The 18,872-nt window shown below is 71.1% G+C and carries 20 protein-coding genes; 10 read left to right on the forward strand and 10 right to left on the reverse strand.

Translation table 11 applies throughout. The annotated features are described in order from the left end of the window. Positions 1-30 precede the first annotated feature (30 nt). From CLV70_RS19140 to CLV70_RS19155, 5 genes are all read right to left on the reverse strand, one after another. A complete protein-coding gene (locus tag CLV70_RS19140; protein WP_106127878.1) occupies positions 31-882 on the reverse strand; it encodes a PHP domain-containing protein in 852 nt (283 codons plus the stop codon). Positions 883-925: 43 nt separating this feature from the next. Continuing rightward, entirely contained in the window at positions 926-1,822 is an 897-nt protein-coding gene (locus CLV70_RS19145) for a PH domain-containing protein (RefSeq protein WP_106127879.1), read from the reverse strand. Positions 1,823-1,831: 9 nt separating this feature from the next. Then, positions 1,832-1,990, reverse strand: a complete 159-nt coding sequence (locus tag CLV70_RS40145; protein ID WP_023562582.1) for a hypothetical protein — start codon at positions 1,988-1,990, stop codon at positions 1,832-1,834. Positions 1,991-2,120: 130 nt separating this feature from the next. Then, positions 2,121-2,795, reverse strand: a complete 675-nt coding sequence (locus CLV70_RS19150; RefSeq protein ID WP_342750377.1) for a DUF6758 family protein — start codon at positions 2,793-2,795, stop codon at positions 2,121-2,123. A 96-nt stretch (positions 2,796-2,891) separates the two neighbouring features. Then, a complete protein-coding gene (locus tag CLV70_RS19155; protein WP_425440185.1) occupies positions 2,892-3,539 on the reverse strand; it encodes a TrmH family RNA methyltransferase in 648 nt (215 codons plus the stop codon). Between the two features lie 526 nt (positions 3,540-4,065). On the opposite strand from CLV70_RS19155, the gene trxA reads away from it, so the two are divergent. The 4 genes from trxA (at position 4,066) to CLV70_RS41740 (ending at position 8,082) form a co-directional block, all read left to right on the forward strand. Continuing rightward, positions 4,066-4,428, forward strand: coding sequence for a thioredoxin (gene trxA, locus CLV70_RS19160; RefSeq protein WP_106127965.1), 363 nt, complete (start codon positions 4,066-4,068; stop codon positions 4,426-4,428). 126 nt (positions 4,429-4,554) lie between these two features. Next, entirely contained in the window at positions 4,555-6,483 is a 1,929-nt protein-coding gene (locus tag CLV70_RS19165) for an intein-containing Rv2578c family radical SAM protein (RefSeq protein ID WP_106127880.1), read from the forward strand. Between the two features lie 193 nt (positions 6,484-6,676). Continuing rightward, on the forward strand, positions 6,677-7,084 hold the full coding sequence (locus CLV70_RS19170; protein ID WP_106127881.1) for a CoA-binding protein: 408 nt from the start codon (positions 6,677-6,679) through the stop codon (positions 7,082-7,084). Positions 7,085-7,581: 497 nt separating this feature from the next. Continuing rightward, positions 7,582-8,082, forward strand: coding sequence for a DUF4190 domain-containing protein (locus CLV70_RS41740; protein WP_106127882.1), 501 nt, complete (start codon positions 7,582-7,584; stop codon positions 8,080-8,082). A 456-nt stretch (positions 8,083-8,538) separates the two neighbouring features. Here CLV70_RS41740 and CLV70_RS19180 read toward each other — a convergent pair whose 3' ends face one another. Continuing rightward, entirely contained in the window at positions 8,539-9,474 is a 936-nt protein-coding gene (locus tag CLV70_RS19180; protein ID WP_106127883.1) for an SDR family NAD(P)-dependent oxidoreductase, read from the reverse strand. 556 nt (positions 9,475-10,030) lie between these two features. Here CLV70_RS19180 and CLV70_RS19185 point away from each other — a divergent pair. Continuing rightward, the gene (locus CLV70_RS19185) at positions 10,031-10,291 is read left to right on the forward strand and encodes a DUF4190 domain-containing protein (RefSeq protein WP_106127884.1); all 261 of its coding nucleotides are present in this window, start codon (positions 10,031-10,033) and stop codon (positions 10,289-10,291) included. A 308-nt stretch (positions 10,292-10,599) separates the two neighbouring features. On the opposite strand, the gene CLV70_RS19190 is transcribed toward CLV70_RS19185, so the two are convergent. Then, on the reverse strand, positions 10,600-11,235 hold the full coding sequence (locus CLV70_RS19190; RefSeq protein WP_106127885.1) for a hypothetical protein: 636 nt from the start codon (positions 11,233-11,235) through the stop codon (positions 10,600-10,602). Between the two features lie 212 nt (positions 11,236-11,447). After that, positions 11,448-12,587: a DMT family transporter gene (locus tag CLV70_RS19195; protein ID WP_106127886.1), complete on the reverse strand. Its 1,140-nt coding sequence runs from the start codon at positions 12,585-12,587 to the stop codon at positions 11,448-11,450. 126 nt (positions 12,588-12,713) lie between these two features. Between CLV70_RS19195 and CLV70_RS19200 the strand changes: the two genes are divergently transcribed. Further along, a complete protein-coding gene (locus tag CLV70_RS19200; protein WP_106127887.1) occupies positions 12,714-13,412 on the forward strand; it encodes an HAD family hydrolase in 699 nt (232 codons plus the stop codon). Positions 13,413-13,494: 82 nt separating this feature from the next. After that, on the forward strand, positions 13,495-13,992 hold the full coding sequence (locus tag CLV70_RS19205) for a hypothetical protein (protein ID WP_106127888.1): 498 nt from the start codon (positions 13,495-13,497) through the stop codon (positions 13,990-13,992). Positions 13,993-14,087: 95 nt separating this feature from the next. On the opposite strand, the gene CLV70_RS19210 is transcribed toward CLV70_RS19205, so the two are convergent. Next, positions 14,088-14,966 (reverse strand): PhzF family phenazine biosynthesis protein, encoded by an 879-nt coding sequence (locus CLV70_RS19210; RefSeq protein ID WP_106127889.1) that lies wholly within the window; start codon positions 14,964-14,966, stop codon positions 14,088-14,090. A 69-nt stretch (positions 14,967-15,035) separates the two neighbouring features. Here CLV70_RS19210 and CLV70_RS19215 point away from each other — a divergent pair, with 69 nt between their 5' ends. From CLV70_RS19215 to CLV70_RS19225, 3 genes are read left to right on the forward strand one after another with little or no spacing between them, the layout of a single operon-like run. Then, the gene (locus tag CLV70_RS19215; protein WP_106127890.1) at positions 15,036-16,316 is read left to right on the forward strand and encodes a magnesium transporter MgtE N-terminal domain-containing protein; all 1,281 of its coding nucleotides are present in this window, start codon (positions 15,036-15,038) and stop codon (positions 16,314-16,316) included. Then, a complete protein-coding gene (locus tag CLV70_RS19220; RefSeq protein ID WP_106127891.1) occupies positions 16,316-16,849 on the forward strand; it encodes a DUF1003 domain-containing protein in 534 nt (177 codons plus the stop codon). The genes CLV70_RS19215 and CLV70_RS19220 overlap by 1 nt, the downstream gene beginning before the upstream one ends. A 20-nt stretch (positions 16,850-16,869) precedes the next feature. Then, the gene (locus CLV70_RS19225) at positions 16,870-18,018 is read left to right on the forward strand and encodes an Mrp/NBP35 family ATP-binding protein (RefSeq protein ID WP_106127892.1); all 1,149 of its coding nucleotides are present in this window, start codon (positions 16,870-16,872) and stop codon (positions 18,016-18,018) included. A 419-nt stretch (positions 18,019-18,437) separates the two neighbouring features. Here CLV70_RS19225 and CLV70_RS19230 read toward each other — a convergent pair whose 3' ends face one another. Next, positions 18,438-18,854 carry a twin-arginine translocase TatA/TatE family subunit gene (locus CLV70_RS19230; RefSeq protein WP_106127893.1) on the reverse strand — a complete coding sequence of 139 codons (417 nt, stop codon included), beginning with the start codon at positions 18,852-18,854 and terminating at the stop codon, positions 18,438-18,440. Positions 18,855-18,872 lie beyond the last annotated feature (18 nt).

Here is an 18,872-nt window from a genome sequence, read left to right on the forward strand (position 1 = left end):
CCGGTGATGCGCTCTGAACTGCGAGGACCGTCACCCCAGGACGGGCACTCCGGTGGCGGCGGACACGATTTTCCCGTACGCGGAAGGGTCTGTCGTGAAAGCACCGAGCCGGACGGTCTTGTGGGTGCCGTGGAAGTCGGAGGATCCCGTGACGACGAGGCCGAGCTCCTCGGCGAGCGCGCGCACGTGGGCCCGCTGCCGCGGCGTGTGGTCCTCGTGGTCGGCCTCGAGTCCGAAGAGGCCCGCCTCGGCGAGCTCCACGATCAGCTCGTCCGGCACGATCCGCCCCCGCACGGTGGCGTTGGGGTGGGCGAAGACGGTGACGCCGCCGGCTTCGCGCACCGCCCGCACCGCTTCGAAAACATCAAGATCGGCCTTGGGTACGAAGTAGCGCGCGCCCAGCCAGCGGGAGGCGAAGGCCTCGTCGGTCGTCCGCACGAGTCCCGCCCTGATCAGCGCCTGGGCGATGTGCGGGCGCCCGACCGAGCCGCCCGCCGCATAGCCGCTGACCTCGGGCCAGCTGATGTCCACGCCGTCCGCGCGCAGCAGCTCGACGATCCGCTCGGCGCGCTGCTCGCGGTCGCTGCGCAGCCGGGCGAGGTCGGCGGCGAGACGCGGCTCCGCCGGATCGAACAGGTACGCGAGCAGGTGCAACGCGATCGGAGGGTCCACTCCGAACCAGCGGCAGGACAGCTCGGCGCCGCGTACCAGAGTGAGGTTGCCGGGCCGCGCCGCCGCGGCCGCGTCCCATCCGCCGGTGGTGTCGTGGTCTGTGATCGCCATCACGTCAAGACCCGCCGCCGCCCCGGCACGGACCAGTTCGGCGGGGGTCAGGGTGCCGTCGCTGGCGGTCGAGTGGCAGTGCAGGTCGATTCTGGTCACCCGGAGACGCTACCCGGGTGGGCGCCGGACGTTGATCCGGACGTCAGGCGTCGTCGCCCGCGTCGCCGTCCTTGCCCAGCCGCGCCTCGACCGCCTGCGGCTCGTACATCTCCTCCACGACCCGCAGGTAGAGCTCGTTCGGGTTCGGCAGGTGCTTGACCTCGCGCAGCGCCTGGTCCTGGCCGGCCGACTCGAGGACGAACGTGCCGTAGCTCAGCATGCGGCCGAGCGCGGTCTGCTCGTACTTCATGTCGGTGACCCGGAGCAGGGGCATCATCGCGACCTTGCGGGTGATGATGCCGTTGACGACCATCACCCGCTTGTTGGTCAGGATGAAGCGGTCGAAATACCAGTCGCCGACCTTCCAGGCGACCCATCCCATCACGCCGAGCCAGATCAGGACGGCGGCCGTGACCAGGCCGTCGATGTTCTGCCGGGTGAGGAAGCCCGCGAGGTAGCCGAGCAGCAGCGTGGCGCCGATGCCGATCAGCAGGGGCGTGGAGAGGTGGATCCAGTGCCGCTTCCACTCGCCGCGGTAGCGCTCGGTCGGGAACAGGTAGCGGGAGACCAGTGTGGTCGGCTCGTCCTCGAGCGGGAGCACCCGTCGCGGTCCACCCGGGACACCACCGCCGCCGTCGCCGCCGAGCCCCTGGAGCTCCTCCTCGGTGAAGACGGGAGCTTGATACTCGCCGGGATCGCGGTAGCGCTCCTGTTCACGGGTGTCGTAGTCGTCGCCGTAGCCCGCGCTGGCCGAGTAGCCGGCCTCGGGCGAGTAGCCGGCGTCCGGATTGAACCCGGGACCGCTCGCCGACGCCTTGCCGCGGGCATATGCCGGGCCGTCGTCGCGGAACGCGGGATCGTTGTACCCGAAGGTGTCGTCGTCGTCCCGAGGGCGACGTGCACCCTCACCATCAGGTTGCCGCGGCTCACCAGGACCCATGCGCCGATGTTAAGCGACGAGGTTGGTGAAGAAGGTTCCGAAACCGCGGGCAATGTCGCCGATCGTGGAACCGAGCGACTCGAAGACGGCCGCGGCCGAGTTCGGGTTGAACGCAATGAAGAAGATCAAGAATGCGATGCCAAGCCAGGTGAGTACCTTCTTGATCATGGCGGGCCTGCTCCTCCGTTGCGGGTACGGTCGACGCCGCAGCAACACTCACGGTATCAGTTCGACTGCTGTGTGTGAACAATGTGTCCGAAAAGCCGATACCGTTCCCGCGTGATGCCACCGGCTGTGATCAGACCCGGCCATGCAGGTAGGGCGACGGCGCTCCGTACATCAGCTCGGGCGGAATCCCGTCGGACAGGTCGTGCAGCACGACATGCTCGGCGAGGAAGTAACCCGCGCTTGCCGGCCACGCTACCGCATAGAGCCACATTCCTTTGGCTTCACTCACATAGGCACTTCGGTCCTCCGGGGACTTGACGCACCACAGTGGAGTCGGATGCCCGCACGCCTTGACCTTCGCGTGGGGCCCCGCCCGCCCGCTGCCGTCGCCGAGCGCCTCCGCGATCAGGTAACCGGGATCGATGCCCGGGATGCCCGCGAACCGCGTACCGAGGCCGACCCCGGGCTGCTCAGCGATGAGAATCAGGTCCGCCGGGCCACCGCCGAGGGGGTCCGGGCCACTGCACGAAAGAGCCGTTGCCCGTACGCCGGAACGGTCGTCGCCGGCCCACCCGACACCGGTCACCATCCACCCGGGCGGAAGCGGCCAGGGGCACCAGACGGGCATGTGCTCGACGGAGGGGGCGGGCTGGCGCAGGGCGCTCTCGAGGATCTCCGGCCCGATGTGGTCCGCCACGTGGAACGGGTGGACGTCGCCACAGTTGTCGCAGCGCCATGCGCTGTGCATCAGGTCCGGCGGCCGGACCTGCGCAGCACAACGGGGGCAACTCACCGTGACACCCACCCTCTTAAGGTGCTGGTCGGCGGGGCGCCCGTCAAGCGGATCGGCGGAACCCGCGCGGATGAAGCACGCCGGGAGGCGGCGCCGGCACGTCTGCACTCAGTCCGGCGGCGGCCCGGCGTGTGCGCGTACCCAGGAATGCATGGCGATGCCGCTCGCCACGCCCGCGTTGATCGAGCGCGTGGACCCGTACTGGGCGATCGAGAAGAGCTCGCTGCACGCAGCGCGGGCGGCGTCGGAGAGCCCGGGACCCTCCTGCCCGAAGATCAGAATGCATTCTCGCGGAAGGGTGACCGTCTCCATCGGCCGCGACCCCGGCAGGTTGTCGATGCCGATGATCGGCAGGCCCGCGCCCCGCGCCCAGCCGGCGAACTCCTCGATCGTCGGGTGATGCCGCACGTGCTGGTACCGGTCGGTGACCATGGCGCCCCGGCGGTTCCACCGGCGGAGCCCCACGATGTGCACCTCGGCGGCGAGGAAGGCGTTGGCGTTGCGGACGACGGTGCCGATGTTGAAGTCGTGCTGCCAGTTCTCGATCGCGACGTGAAAGCCGTGCCGCCGCCGGTCGAGGTCCTCGACGACCGCCTCGCGACGCCAGTAGCGGTAGCGGTCGACGACGTTGCGGCGGTCGCCCCGCTCGAGAAGCTCGGGGTCGTAGCGTTCGTCGTCGGGCCACGGGCCGGGCCAGGGACCCACGCCCACCTCGACCTGCGGCTCATCCACCGTGACCGGTTCATCGGGCGCCATGGTGCAGGACGGTAACCGCCGGGCCTCGCCGGCTGCCGACCGGGCAGCGCCTCTTCGGAGATCGTCGTTTGCGTGTCTCGCGGCGCATCTCGGCCGGTTGCGGTCACGGCCCGCGGATCTCATCCGACAGGAGACGCAATGAGCGGCGGGGCCCTCCCCGGCACCCGCCGCCCACGCTCTGTTGGGGAAGAGTCTGCCTTACCGTCCGTATCCATGTGAAGGGATTGCTAAAGTGACCCAGGTCACATTTAACTTTGTTGCCTATTTCCGGAACCGGTTACCTGACCGTTATCAAGCTGCCGAGGCGGCCAGGACCAGGGCCGATTCGCCACAAAGCGGACCGACGACTTCTCGTAACAACTGAGAGCGCTCTCCCTACAATGGGTTACGATCAGGCGCCGTGCGTTCGCCGGCCGGGTGCGGGATGGTGGGGCAGGCCACGTGTCACGCAGCCTTGGCAGGGGAATTGTCGAGGTGGACCATCGGTTGCAAGCGACGTATCCCCATTCCCGTGGACGGAGAGATCATGGCGACCGTGACGCTGACCGCAGAGAACTTCGACGAGGTGACCGGCAAGGACGGCATCGTGCTGGTCGACTTCTGGGCAAGCTGGTGCGGGCCGTGTGTGCGCTTCGCCCCGACGTACGAGCGCTCCTCGGAGAAGCACACCGAGATCACCTTCGGCAAGGTCGACACCGAGGCCCAGCAGGAGCTGGCCGCGAAGTTCGACATCCGCTCGATCCCGACGATCATGGCCGTCCGCGACGGCGTCATCGTCTTCTCGCAGCCCGGCGCCCTGCCGGAGTCGGCGCTCGAGTCGCTGATCGAGCAGGTCGAGAAGCTCGACATGGACGACGTGCGCAAGCAGCTCGCCGCCCACAACCATTGACCGACCGACGCCCGAAGCGCCGCGGATCACCCGATCCGCGGCGCTTCGGCGTTCCGGGCCCCGGCAGATCGACCTCCGGGTGAACCGGGTGGACAGCGGACTCGTACATGTGTTCGAATCTTCGCCATGCGATGGTCTCACCTGTCGGCCCCGGCCGGCGACGACGCGCTCCTGGACGCAGCGCCGGCGGCCTCACCCCTGCCGCTGGCGCTGCCCGGGGCGACCGTCCGCACGTTCGACACCCCGGGCTTCGCCGGCATGACGTTCTACGAGATCCGGGCGAAGTCGATCATCAACCGGGTGCCGGGGGCGTCCCGCGTGCCGTTCCAGTGGACCATCAACCCCTACCGCGGCTGTTCCCACGCCTGCTCGTACTGTCTCGGCGGCGACACCCCGATCCTGCTGGCCGACGGGTCGACGCGGCCGCTCTCCCAGCTCAAGGTCGGCGACGCGATTCTCGGCACCATGGGCGCCGGCCCGCACCGGCGATACGTGCCGACCACGGTCCTGAACCACTGGTCGACGTCGAAACCCGCCTACCGCGTCACCCTCGCCGACGGCACCCGGCTGGTGTCGAGCGGGGACCACCGCTTCCTGACCGACCGCGGCTGGCGGCACGTGAGCCCCGCCGAGCCGCACCTCCCCGCCCTCGCCGTCGGCGACCTCATGGCCGGCGTGGGCCACTTCGCCGACCCGCCGAAGGAGTCCCCCGACTACAAGACCGGCTACCTGTGCGGGCTCATCCGCGGCGATGCGGGCGCCGCTCCCACGGCCGACCCGCGCGAGGGCGACGCCTGGATCCGCGCGGACGGCTACCTCGAGGACATCCCCATGCACGAGGCGCTGCGCTGGCCGGAGACGCCGTCCGACGCGTGGTGCCGCGGCTTCCTCGCCGGCGCCTTCGGCTCGACCGGCTCCGCCGATCGGCTCGCCATCGTCTTCTCCGGCCGCGACCAGGGCTTCCTCGACCGCGTGACGCAAGCCCTGACGCACCTCGGCCTGCCCAGCCGCCGCCCGCCCCATCCCCAGCTCGGCGGCGTCCACTCGGTGGAGGTGGTCCGCGACCTGTGGGCCGCCCTCCGGTTCCGGCACCTCACCGGCGTCAGCGACGCGCCCCTGGACGCCTCCGGGGTCGGCGTGCGCAGCGACGCCCACCTGACGGTCGCCGACATCGAGGAGCTCGGCCTCACCCTCCCGCTGTTCGACATCACCACCGGCACCGGCGACTTCATCGCGGACGGTGTGGTCAGCCACAACTGCTTCGCCCGCAACACCCACACCTACCTGGACCTCGACGCCGGCCACGACTTCGACTCCAAGGTGGTCGTCAAGGTCAACGCGGGCGAGCTGGTCCGCCGCGAGCTGGCCTCCCCCCGCTGGTCCGGCGCCCCCATCGCGATGGGCACCAACGTGGACGTCTACCAGCGCGCCGAGGGACGCTACCGGTTGATGCCGCAGATCCTCGCGGCGCTGCGCGACTTCGCCAACCCCTTCTCCATCCTCACCAAGGGCACCCTGATCCTCCGCGACCTCGACCTGCTCCGGCAGGCCGCCGCGGTGACCCGGGTGGGACTGTCCTACTCGGTCGGCTTCCTCGACGAGACGACCTGGCGCTCGGTGGAGCCCGGCACCCCCAGCCCTCGCCGCCGCCTCGACGCGATCCGCCGCCTGACCAACGCGGGCTTTCGCGTGAGCGTCCTGATGGCCCCGATCCTCCCCGGCCTCACCGACACCGACGAGTCCATCGACGAAACGGTCGCCGCCATCGCCGCCGCCGGCGCCACCAGCCTGACCCCCCTCGCCCTCCACCTCCGCCCGGGCGCGCGCGAGTGGTACGCAGCCTGGCTCACCCGAGAACACCCGTCACTCGCCCCCCGCTACAGAGAACTCTTCGGCGGCGGCTCCTACCTCCCCCAGTCCTTCCAGAACGAACTCGGAGCCCGGGTACGCCTGGCAGCCCGCCGTCACGGCCTCCACCGAGCCGAACCCCGAGAAGCCCGGCAAACGGGCGCGGAGGAGCCGGCCGCCGAGCCCCAACAGCTCACGCTTCTGTGACGTCGCGCAAGCACGACTCCCCGTGCCGCTTCCGCTCTCTCCCACCACTCCGATCTCTCACACTGCTGTCTCCACCGCCGGGCCGCGACCTGTCGCCTGCCGCTTCTGCCCCTGTTCGCGGCTTGCCCGTGCGCTCTCCCGCCGGCCGGAGTTCTTTGCCGGCAGTGCGGGTCGGCGTCGATAGAGTCGAGGCATGAGAAGTGCGCAGCAGATCCTGGCCAGTGCCGACGTCATCGCGGTCGTCGGGGCGTCCCGCGATCCCGGCAAGCCGTCGCATTCCGTACCGCTCCAGATGCTGCGGCACGGCTGGAAGATCATCCCGGTCAACCCGTTCGTCGACGAGGTGTTCGGGGTCAAGACCGTCCCGACGCTGGCCGACCTGCCCGAGCCCGTCGACCTGGTCGACATCTTCCGCCCGGCCGCCGACGCCGTCGAGATCGTCCGCCAGGCCGCAGCGATCAAGGCCCCCGCCGTCTGGCTCCAGACCGGCATCATCTCAGCCGAGGCCCGCCGCATCGCCACCGAGGCCGGCATGGACTACGTCGAGGACCGCTGCCTGGCCGTCGAACGCGCGGTCGGAAACCTGACAAAGCTCCACTGACCCTCCGGGCCCGCCCCCACCACCCGGCGGCCGGCGGCGGTCGCCGGCAGTCAGCAGTCAGCAGTCAGCAGTCAGCAGTCAGCAGTCAGCAGTCAGCAGCATCGGGTCACGTGGCCCATCAGCCTCAGAGACCCGACAGCACCACCGGAAGACCACCCGATTGGCCGGATCCGCGTGATTGGCCGGATCCGCGTGATCGCCCGGCCCGACGCGATCGGCCCGGCCCGGCGCGATCGGGCCGCCCGCCGCAATCGGGCCGCCCGCCGCAATCGGGCCGCCCGCCGCGGTCGGGCGGCTGGACGCGGTCGTGGCGCCGCTCCCGGGTCTCGCGGGGGCGCTCGAATAGCCGAACCCGGGCCGCAGGGCTTTACTCCGTGGCGCATGCTGGGGGTGGCGTACGAGCCGTGACATGCGGCGGGACAGCTCAACACGCAGTATCGGGGTGCCCCGATCTTCTCGCCGACTAGTACGGTGCCGGGTGAACTAGGAGGACCTTGATGACTTACCCACCGCCCGGTGGCACGCCGGACCCATATCAGCCGCAGCAGCCGTACGGACAGCAGCCGTCGTACGACCCGTACTCGCAGGACCCGTACGCGGCTCCGGCCAGCGGCGCGCCGTCGAGTGGGCAACCGTACGGGCAGCAGTCGCCGTACGGGGCTCCGTCCAGCGGGCAGCCCTACGGTCAGCAGCAGTACGCGCAGCCCGGCTACGGTCAGCCGTACGCGCAGCAGCCCTATGCCCCGATGCCCGCACCCACCAACACGATGGCGATCCTCAGCCTCGTGTTCGCCTTCGTGTTCCCGCTGGCCGGCGTGATCATGGGCCACGTCGCCAAGAAGCAGATCCGCAACACCGGCGAGAGCGGCGAGGGCCTGGCCACCGCGGGCCTCTGGCTGAGCTACATCTTCGTGGCGATCGGACTGGTGTTGTGCGCGTTCTACGTGGTCGTCGTGATCTTCGCGATCGGCTCGAGCAGCGGCACCACGACGTACTGAGGCACGGCGCCCGGTGGACGTCCGATCCACCGGGCACGGGCTGCCAGCCGTCAGCGGCTGAGGCTGGTTCGCCGACAAGCCGCGCTGGTCACCCCGGGTGAGGGGTGCGGCAACTCAATCAACTCAGGAGTTCCCGTCCGGCCCGCGCGGCCCGAACGAACGGCGCCAGGCGCGCGGCCAGGACCAACGGTGCCAGGCGCGCGGCCAAGCCCAGCGGCGCCAGGTCGGACCGCCAGGACCAGCGGCGCCAGGCGGGCGGGCCGAGACCAGCGGCGCCAGGCGGACCGCCAGGATCGGCAGCGCCAGGCGGGCGGCCGGGACCGGCAGCGCCAGCCGGGCGGCCGGGACCGGCAGCGCCAGCCGGGCGGCCGGGACCGGCAGCGCCAGCCGGGCGGCCGGGACCGGCAGCGCCGACCCGTGCGACCGGAACCGGCAGCGCCGGTCGGAGCCGGCGGGTCAGCGGAACTCGGCCTCGCGGACGCTGTTGCCGCCGTCGACCACGAGCATCTGGCCCGTGATGTACGACGCAGCCGGCGAGCACAGGAAGGCGATGGCCGCCGCCACCTCGTCCGGGGTACCGGGGCGGCCGATCGGCGTACCCAGGCCCTGCTTGATCTCGGTCACCGTCGACGCCGCCGTGTAGATCGTTCCCGGGGCCACACAGTTGACGTTGATGCCGTCCGCCACCAGCTCCATGGCGAGGGCGCGGGTCAGGCCGACCACGCCCGCCTTCGCCGCGGCGTACGCCGCCTCGGTCGGGAGGGCGTTGATCGGGCCAGCCGTCGCCGCGAGGTTGACGATGCGGCCCCAGCCCTGCTCCGACATGCCGCCGACGAACGCCCGGCTGCACAGGAAGGCCGTGCTCAGGTTCCGGTCGATCTCCGCTCGCCATTCGTCGTACGTGAGCTGGGCGACCGGCCGGAGCACCTCCGGGCTGGTGCGGCTCGCCAGGCCGGCGTTGTTGACCAGGACCTCGACGTCGCCGAGCTGGTCCGCGATCGCGTCGGCCAGGGCACCGACCTCCGCCTCGTCGGTGAGGTCCGCGACGAAGCCGGTCACGCCGAGCTCTGTCGCCCGTTCGTGGATGCGCCGCGTCGTGGAGACGATCGCCACACGGGCGCCGAGGTCACGCAGCCGGCGCGCGGTCGCGTACCCGATGCCGTCCGGGCTGCCCGCGCCCGTGACCAGGGCGACCTTCCCGTCCAGGCGCAGGGTGACGGGGGCCTCGTCGCCCTCGGGCGCCGCATCCTCGATCGGCACCGGCGCGGAATCCGCCGTGAGCGGCTCAGACTCGGCGGAGGGCGCGGCAGACCGGGGCCGGCGTCCCGCAGCGGGGCGCGTGGCGTCCCGCCTCGACCGGCTACCACTGGCGGAACGGGCGTCGAAGACCATGCGGCGATCCTGCCCGTTCGCGCGCAGGGGGGCAAACATCGACTCAGACGTGGCGCATTTCCGTGAGTCTCCTTTCTCCGTCCGGCCGACTCGTCCCGATCATTCTTCCCAGCCGTCCGGTCCCGCCCCAGGCGTTGTCCACAACCGGCCGAACGGCGCGGTTCGTTGTCCACAGCGGGGCAACGGCTGGTGACTCGGGCTTCTATCCTGGGTGCTCACCGAGATGCGCCGGACGGAGGCGACCCCCTTGACCTATCCACCGACGCCCGGACCGGACGGCAGCCAGCCGCCCCCTCCCGATCCGCCCGTGCAGGCCTACCAGCCTCCGCAGGCCTACTCCCCGCCCCAGCCCTACGCGCCACCTCAGGCTTACGCACCGCCTCAGGCCTATCCCCTGCCGCCGGCCCAGGACCCCTACGCACCCCAACTTCCCTACAGCGCAAACTCCCCTGATCCGTACGGGTACGCGCCCCCACAACCGCAATACGACTACGGCAATCCCGGCAGCCCGTACGGCTATTCGCCGTATCCGCCGGGAGCGCGCCCGAACGAGGGCATGGCAGTCGCGTCCCTGGTCATCTCCCTCATCGCGATCCCGGGCCTCTGCGGCTGGTGGATCGGCGGCCTGCTCGGCGTGCTCGGCGCGATCTTCGGCCACGTCGCCCGGCGGCGCATCAAACGCTCGGGCACGGGCGGCGGAGGAATGGCGCTGGCGGGAATCATCATCGGCTGGGTGGTCTCGGCAATAGCGATCATCGGCGCCATCGTGTTCGTCGCGATCCTGGCCGCGGACGACTCGGGCACCAGCACCTTCTGACCGGGACGATCGCGAGGGATCTGACTGCGAGCACTCCGAGCAGGAGAGATCAGCTAGAGCGCGAGGGTCTTGAGCACGCGAGGAGCTGAGGGCACAGCAATCCCGGTCGCGAGGCCTTGGGCGTGGCCACCGCAGGGGCAGGTAACTTCGAGCGGTGGCCGAAACGCCTGGCGGGTGTCATCGAACGGTGACCGAAACGCCTGGCGGGTGTCATCGAGCGATGGCCGAACGCTCGGCGGGTGTCATCGGGCGGTGGCCGAACGCCTGGCAGGTGTCCTTGAGCGGTGGCCGAACGTCTGGCGGGTCTGTCAGCCGCCGGGCTGAGGGGCTGTGGGGATGCCCGGGGTCTGGATCGGGATCACCGGGCCCTCCTCCACGAAGATCAGCGGCGCGGTGCGGCCGTACTGGCGGGGTAGTTGCCGGCGGGCTCGGTCCAGGTCCTGGGTGCCGACCTCGACGCCCACGCCGTCGTGGCGGGCCGAGATGCTGGAGATTCGTACGTCTCGGGCGCGCCAGGCGGGGAGGTCGGCGGTGATGCGGTCCTGCCAGGCGGTGAGGTCCTTGAGGCTGTGAACGGCGTCGCGGACGAAGATGCAGGTGTTGTCGGCCGCCTGACGGATGAAGTCGTCGAACGCGGCGGACGGAACGCGGTAGACGATGGCGCGTACGCGTTCCTGGTCGACCTCGAGGCCGGCATAGCTGGCGGCGTGGTCGGCGCGCCCTCCGGCGTCGATGCGAGCCATCGCCGCGGCCAGCGGTGCGGGGGTCACGGGCAGGGTGCGGTCGCCGACGTCCATGGTTTCCGGCGTACGCGAAAACTCACATCCGGCCGTGGTCCACCCGCCGACGAGGCCGACCGTGGTCACCTCGGGTTCGTCGCAGGCGCCGGTCATGAGCACCGCCCCGAGCAGCAGTCCACCGAGCAGACATCGAAAGCGGCGCATCGCATCCCCCCTCTCTACCGCGCGTGGCGGCAGTTCGCCAAGGGTTCAACGAGGCGCGCCCGGGCCCGACGCCGTCCGACAACGGACCCAGGATCGGAACAGCGGCCTCCGGATCGGATAGGCGTCAGCTACGGCCGGGGACAGCCGAGAGCATCAGCCCGGAGCGGGGTAGGCCAATAACGTCAGCGCGGAGCAGGGCCGACCAAAGGGCGTCAGCTCGGAGCGGGGTCGGCCGCGTCCGCCAGCGATGCGGATGTTGTGCCGCTCGTGCGGTTGCGGGCGCTGGCCAGGATCACCACGGCGACCCCCGCCACCAGCACCGCGAGTCCCGGCAGGGCCGCCGGCCGGGGGGTCTGGCCCAGCCATGCCCAGGCCAGCAGCGCCGCTCCCGGCACCTCGAGCAGGATCAGCACGCTCACCGTCGTCGCCGAGACGTGGTGGAGGGCGTAGTTGAACATCGAGTGGCCGAGGAGTTGGGCGCCCACCACCAGGGCGAGGATCGCGGCCCAGGTGCGGCCGTCGTAGCCCGTCATGCGTACGCCGGCGGCCAGGCACACCACCAGCAGGATGATCGCGCAGGTTCCGTAGCAGGTCCAGGTGTACGTGGTCGTGCTGAAACGGGTGCGCGCCCGTTCCCCGAAGGCGGTGTAGACCGCGGCGGCCATCGCGCCCAGCAACGCCAGGATGTCCGCCAGCACGGCTTGGGCCGAGACGCCGATGTCCACCCCGGTGGCCCAGCCGACACCGGCGACGGCCAGCGCTATGCCCACCCACCCGAGCCGCGACGGACTCGACCGGCCGCCGTTCGACGACCCGGAAGAACCGACCACATCCCTGGGCACCTCGGAAGAACCGGCCGCAGCCCCGGTCACCCCGGAAGAACCGGCCGGGGCACCTGGCAGGCCCGACGGTCCCTGGCCCCGGGAAGAAGCGGCCGGGGCCGACAGCCCCTGACCCCCGGAGACACCGGCCGCGGCCCGTACGCGCTGGAGCCGGCTCGAAGCCGCCGCGATCAGCCCCTGCCATACCGGCTGCGTCGCCACCAGGGCCGTGGCCGTGGCCACCGAGCCCAGCTGCACGCTCGGCATCCACGTGGCGAAGTGGGCTGCCAGCGCCACGCCCGCCAGCACGCAGTACAGGCCGTCCACGCTCGCGAGGGTGCGGACCTCGGCTCGGCGCGGGCCGGCGCTGATCGGGGTCAGGGCGACGAACGCCAGCCCGTTCCGCCAGAACGCCACCGCCAGGGCCGGTGCCGCCGCGAAGGCGATCAGCGGGGCCGAGGACGAAACCGCCACAACTGCCACGACCAGGGCGCCGATGACGAGGTATGCGGGTGTTGAGCGCATATTCATCCCTCGCCGTCGCTTCTTGCATATGAACACGTCACAGTTTGTGAACCCCAGTTGAGCGGAAAGTGAGGCGGTCGTTACGCTCACCGCCGTTGTTCATCGGTCAATGCCCCTGGAGAGTGGTTTTTCATGCCCGCGTACCAAGCGGTGCTGTTCGACTTTTTCGGCACTTTGACGCGGTCCGTCAAGCGCGGGCCGCAGCATGCCGAGATCGCCCGGGCGCTCGGGTGCGATCCCGACGCCGTCCTGAGCGTCCTCGACCGGACCTTCGAGGTGCGCGCCCGCGGCCAGTTCGGCTCCGCCGAGGCCACCCTACGATGGGTCACCGAGCAGGCCGGAGGCAGCCCGCGACCTGCTCAGTTGCAGGCCGCCGTACCGGCGCGGGTCGATGCCCTGCGGGCCGACACGCAGCTGCGGGCCGACGCGGAGAGCGTTCTCTCGGCGGTGAAGCGCCGCGGGCTGCGTACGGCCGTGATCAGTGACTGCACTCACGAGCTGCCCGCCTTCCTGCCGAGCATGCCGATCGCGCCGCTGCTGGACGTCAGCGTGTTCTCGGTCGAGGTCGGCCGCTGCAAGCCCGACCCGCTGATGTACCTGGAGGCCTGCTGGCGCCTGCGGGTGGCCCCGGAGGACTGCCTCTACGTGGGCGACGGCGGCAGCCGCGAACTCACCGGGGCGGCCGCGGTCGGCATGACCCCGGTACGCCTCAGCGCCCCCGACCTCGCAGACCACCTCGTGTTCAACCGCGACGAGGACTTCGCCGGCCCGAGCGTGTCCTCCCTGTCGGCGATCGTCGACCTCCTCGACCGCGTCCCGTCCCTCAACTGAGGCGGGCCGCGGCCCGAGAAGCCGGCGGACGGAACGCGAGGCCGAACCGGGAACCCCGGCCCACAGCTGCAAAGATGGCCGGGTGACGACCGAGCTCGTAACCGAGGCGATCAAGAAGGCCGGCATCGCCTGGATCAGCGTCGGCGACCGGCCCGCCGTCGGCCTGTGGGTCATGCCGCTGGACGGCGCCCTCGTCGTCGTCAGCGGCCCGGGCGAGCAGGCCGCGCCCGGGCTCGCCGAGGCCTCCACCGCCCAGGTCCGCCTGCGCGGCGACAACGGCGGACTGATCGTGATCGTGGATGCGGTGGTGGAGCGGCTGGCGCCGGGCACCGACGCCTGGAACGAGATCGCCCCGCAGCTGGCCGGCAAGCGCCTGAACGCCTCCGGCACCGCGGAGGAACTGGTGGCCAGGTGGGCCGGGACCGGCTGTGCGGTCGTCCGGCTCACCCCGGCGGAGACCCCGCCGGTGGCCGCGCCCGATTTGCCCGCGGTCTCGGGCGCGGCTCCGCCACGGGAAACCCCGGCGTCGGTCCCGGTCCGTCGCCCCTTCCGCCTTCATCGCGTACGCAAGAAGCGCTGACCGTACGCAAAAGCGCTGACCGTACGCCGATAAGCGCCGGACGTACGCAAAAGGGCTGACCGTACGCCGATAAGCGCCGGACGTACGCGAAAGGGCTAGCCGATGAACGGCGGCACCGAGATCTCCCCCTTCGCGACCGCCACCACGTGCCCCGCGACCGTCGCCGACACGGCAGCGCCCGACTCCGCGGTCACCGTGCACTCCAGCAGCGAGGGCCGGTGCATCTCCAGGCCCTGGTGAACGGTGTAGCCCGTGGTCCCGTCGGCCGGCAGCCACCCGTTGGCGACCAGCCACACCCCCAGCCCCAGCGCCGCCGAACCGGTCGCCGGGTCCTCCGGCACCGCCACCCCCGGGCAGAAGACGCGGGCGTACGCCGTGCGGGTGTCGGTGTCCCAGCTGAAGACGCTGATCTGCGACACCCCGGCGGTCGCCGCGCGCCCCGGGTCCGCCCAGGCGCGATCCAGCGCGCGGCGCTCGACCGGGAGGTACACGAACTCGAGGCCACAGCCCGCCGCGGACGGGGTGGCCGCGCCGCCGGCGAAGTCGTCGGCGGCGAGCCCGGTCAGCTCCAGCAGCGCCGCGGGCGTGAACTCGGCGCCCAGCGTGGGCTCGCCGCCGGTCAGGGTGGCCACGCCCGTGCCGGTGACCACGATGGGCAGCAGTCCCGCCCCGCACTCCTGCACGAGACGCCCCGGTGCCGCCAGTCCCCGGCGTACCGATGTCACCGCCGCGCCGACGCTCGGGTGACCGGCGAACCGCAGCTCCGTCTCCGGGGTGAAGATCCGGGCCCGGTAGGTGGCCTCGATGTCGGTCGGCGGGAGCACGAACACCGTCTCCGAGAGGTTGAACTCGCGCGCCAGCGCCTGCATCTGGTCACCGCCCAGGGCCTCCGCGCCGAAGACGACGGCGAGCGGATTGCCCGCGAACGGGCGGTCGGTGAAGACGTCCACGATCTCGTACGGCACGGTTGACATGGCACGACGCTAACCCAGGGCGTACGCCATGCCCGTCATGCCCGACCGGGGAGGCCCTAGGCTGGTTGCGTGACATTGGGGACGAGGGTTTATCTGGCGCGGCTCGCCGCTCTGCCCGTGTTCGACCCCAACGGCGACCGGGTGGGGCGGGTGCGGGACGCCGTGGTGCGACTGCGGACCACCAACCGGCCGCCGCAGGTCGTCGGGCTGGTCGCCGAGATGGCGCTGCGCAGGCGCATCTTCCTGCCGATCGGCCGGGTCACCTCGATGGACGCCGAGGCCGTCGTGCTCAGCACCGGCACCCTCAACCTGCGCCGGTTCGAGAAACGGCCCAACGAGCTGCTCGTGCTGGAGGACCTGCTGGACCGGCGGGTCACCATCGACCCGGAGACCGAGGACGGCCCGCGGCACACCGGCACGGTCGTCGACCTCGGCATGGAGCTCAACCGCAACGACGAGTGGCTGATCACCCGGGTCGCCGTACGCCAGCACACCGGCCGGCTCACCCGGCGCGGACATCTGTACCAGGTGGACTACGACCGGGTCCGCGGGCTGCTCGGGCCGACCGACACGCAGGGCAGCGCCAACCTGGTGGCGTTGCTCGAGCAGATGCGGCCGGCCGACATGGCCAACGCCATCCAGGACCTCTCCGACGCGCGGCGCAACGAGGTGGCCGCGGCGCTCAGCGACCGTACGCTCGCCGATGTGCTCGAGGAGCTGCCCGAGCACGATCAGGTCGAGATCCTCATCCGCCTCGATCGGGAACGGGCCGCCGACGTGCTCGAACGGATGGACCCCGACGACGCCGCCGACCTGCTCGCCGAGCTGCCCAAGGCCGAACAGACCATCCTGCTGGACCTCATGGAGCCCGAGGAGGCGGCGCCGGTCCGCCAGCTCATGAACTACACGCCCGGCACGGCCGGCTCGGTGATGACCTCGGAACCGGTGATCCTGCCGCCGGACGCCACGGTCGCGGAAGCGCTGGCCCGGATCCGCGAGCCGGAGCTCTCCCCGGTGGTCGCCGCGCAGGTCTTCGTGGCGCGGGCGCCGTCCGCGACACCGAGCGGGAAATACCTCGGCATGGTCCACTTCCAGCGGCTGCTGCGGGAGCCGCCGTCCGCGATCCTGGGCGGCCTCATCGAGACCGACATCGACCCCCTGCACCCTGAGACGAACCTCACTGAGATCACCCGGCGGATGGCGACCTACGACATGGTCGCGATGCCGGTGGTGGACAGCGCCTACCGGCTGGTGGGCGCCGTCACCGTCGACGACGTGCTCGACCACTCGCTGCCCCGAGACTGGCGTGACCGCGACGTGCCGGATGCGGCGCTCGAGGAAGGCATCTGATGACGGACGCCCGCAGGGACCGCTCGGATCGCCTGGACCAGCCGGTGGAGCCGGGGCGCGTCCGGCTGCCCCGCTTCGACCCGGAGGCCTTCGGGCAGTGGTCCGAGAACATCGCCCGCTACATGGGTACGGCCAAATTCATCGTCTACATGACCATCGTCATCGGGGCGTGGTTCGCGTGGAACACGTTGGCGCCCCGGGACCTGCGCTTCGACCCGTACACGTTCACGTTCCTGACCTTGATCCTGTCCTTGCAGGCCTCCTACGCGGCGCCGCTGATCCTGCTCGCGCAGAACCGGCAGACCGACCGGGACCGCCTCGCGATGGAGGAGGACCGCCGCCGGGCCGCCATGCAGAAGGCCGACACGGAGTTCCTCGCCCGCGAGATCGCCTCGCTGCGGATCGCCCTGGGTGAGGTGGCCACCCGCGACTTCCTCCGCTCCGAGCTCTCCCGGATGGCCGATGAGCTGGACGAAGCCGCCCACCGGCGGCAGAAGCGCGAACGCAAGGAGTGGGAGGAAGAGCACTCCTGACACCGACGTAAGCTGGCGTCATGTCCGCACCCGCCCCCACCATCGAGGAAGCCGTCCAGGCCGCCCTCGCCACGGTCGACGACCCCGAGATCCGCCGGCCGATCACCGAGCTCGGCATGGTCAAAGGCTTCACCGTCGCCGCCGGGAAGGTCACCGTCGAGCTGCTGCTGACGGTCGCCGGCTGCCCGCTGCGGGACAAGCTGACCACCGACATCACCGCCGCGGTGACCCGCATCGAGGGCATCGAGTCGGTGGAGATCGACTTCGGCGTGATGACCGAGGAACAGCGCAAGGCCCTGCAAGCCACGCTGCGCGGCGGCGGCCAGAGCGCGGAACCGGTCATCCCCTTCGCGCAGCCGGGCTCCAAGACCCGGGTGTACGCGGTGGCCAGCGGCAAGGGCGGCGTCGGCAAGTCCAGCGTCACCGTCAACCTCGCCGCGGCGCTCGCCAAGCGCGGCCTGTCGGTCGGCGTCATCGACGCGGACATCTACGGCCACTCGGTGCCCCGCATGCTCGGCGTCGACGGCCGGCCCACCCGCGTCGAAGACATGATCATGCCGCCGCAGTCGCACGGCGTGAAGGTCATCTCCATCGGCATGTTCACCGCGGGCAACGCCGCCGTCGTGTGGCGCGGCCCGATGCTGCACCGCGCGCTCCAGCAGTTCCTCGCCGACGTGTTCTGGGGCGACCTCGACGTGCTCCTCCTCGACCTGCCGCCCGGCACCGGCGACGTGGCCATCTCGCTGGCGCAGCTCCTGCCCAACGCGGAGATCCTGGTCGTCACCACACCGCAGACGGCGGCGGCCGAGGTGGCGGAACGGGCCGGCGCCATCGCGCTCCAGACCCACCAGCGCCTGCTCGGCGTGGTGGAGAACATGTCGTGGCTGGAGCTTCCGGATGGGTCCCGCATGGAGGTCTTCGGCTCCGGCGGCGGGCAGACGGTGGCGGATTCGCTGACCAAGACGGTGGGGGCTTCCGTGCCGCTGCTCGGTCAGGTGCCGTTGGACACCCGGGTCCGCGAGGCCGGGGACGCCGGGACGCCGATCGTGCTCGCTGAGCCTTCCGCTGCGGCGGCTCAGGCCCTTGACGCTGTGGCCGATCGGCTTGCTGTTCGGCGGGAGTCTCTGGTGGGGAAGCCGCTCGGTTTGACGGTTAACGCTCGGCGGTAGGGGCTTCGGGGGCGGGGATCGCCTCACTCCGGGCGGTCAGGCTTGATCCCTGCGTGAGGCGATCCCCGCCCCCGAAGCCGTTGTGGTCCCGGAGCTGCCAACGGTCTTGGCTCGGGTTTCCCGAGAGCTTGGCCACTTGCCATCGGCTCGGGCGCCGGCGCCACGACAGGCCTCGTCTCAGAAGACCCGCGACCCGGCGCAGCCTGGCGGGCCCAGCGGCGCCGCGTGCCCAGTGGCGCCGCGCGGTCAGTGGCGCCGCGCGGTCAGTGGCCCGGCGCGGTCTGCGGGCCGGCGTCCCGGCGGCAGCAGTCCGTTTCCCACGCAGAATGTGCCCGAGCGGCCCTGGGCGGCCTCACGGCCCGGCCCGGTGCGGCCTGCGGTTGGCTGGTGGGGGGTCGTCGGTTAGCGGTGCCTCGGGGTTAGGTGGCGTCCAGGTCGTAGGTGGTGGCGGGCTTCACGGCGGGGGTGCCCGCGGGTGGGGTGGTCGGGCGGGATTTGAGGTCAGCGGCGGCTGCTACCTCGTCGAGGTCGGATTTCACGCCGTTGAGGTCTGTCTTGACGTCCTCGAAGAGGCCCTGGAGCGGCTTGCGGATCGCTGCCTCGTCCTCCTCGCTGAGGAGGTGTTTGCGGATGAACGCCTTGGGGTGCAGGTCCTGGAGCTGGATGTCGGTGCCCAGCTCGCGGCTCAGGTCGCTGGTCGCGTTCTGGGCCATCGCGCGCAGGCCGCGGAGCATGCGCAGGCCGTCGCCGATCACCTTGGGCAGCCGCTCGCCGAAGATCAGTAGGGCGAGCATGAGCAGCGCACCGATCTCCCACCAGTTCAGGTTCTCGAACACGGCGGCCTCCCCTGCCCG

The organism is Pseudosporangium ferrugineum, from assembly GCF_003002065.1.
Taxonomy (GTDB): Bacteria; Actinomycetota; Actinomycetes; order Mycobacteriales; family Micromonosporaceae; genus Actinoplanes; species Actinoplanes ferrugineus_A.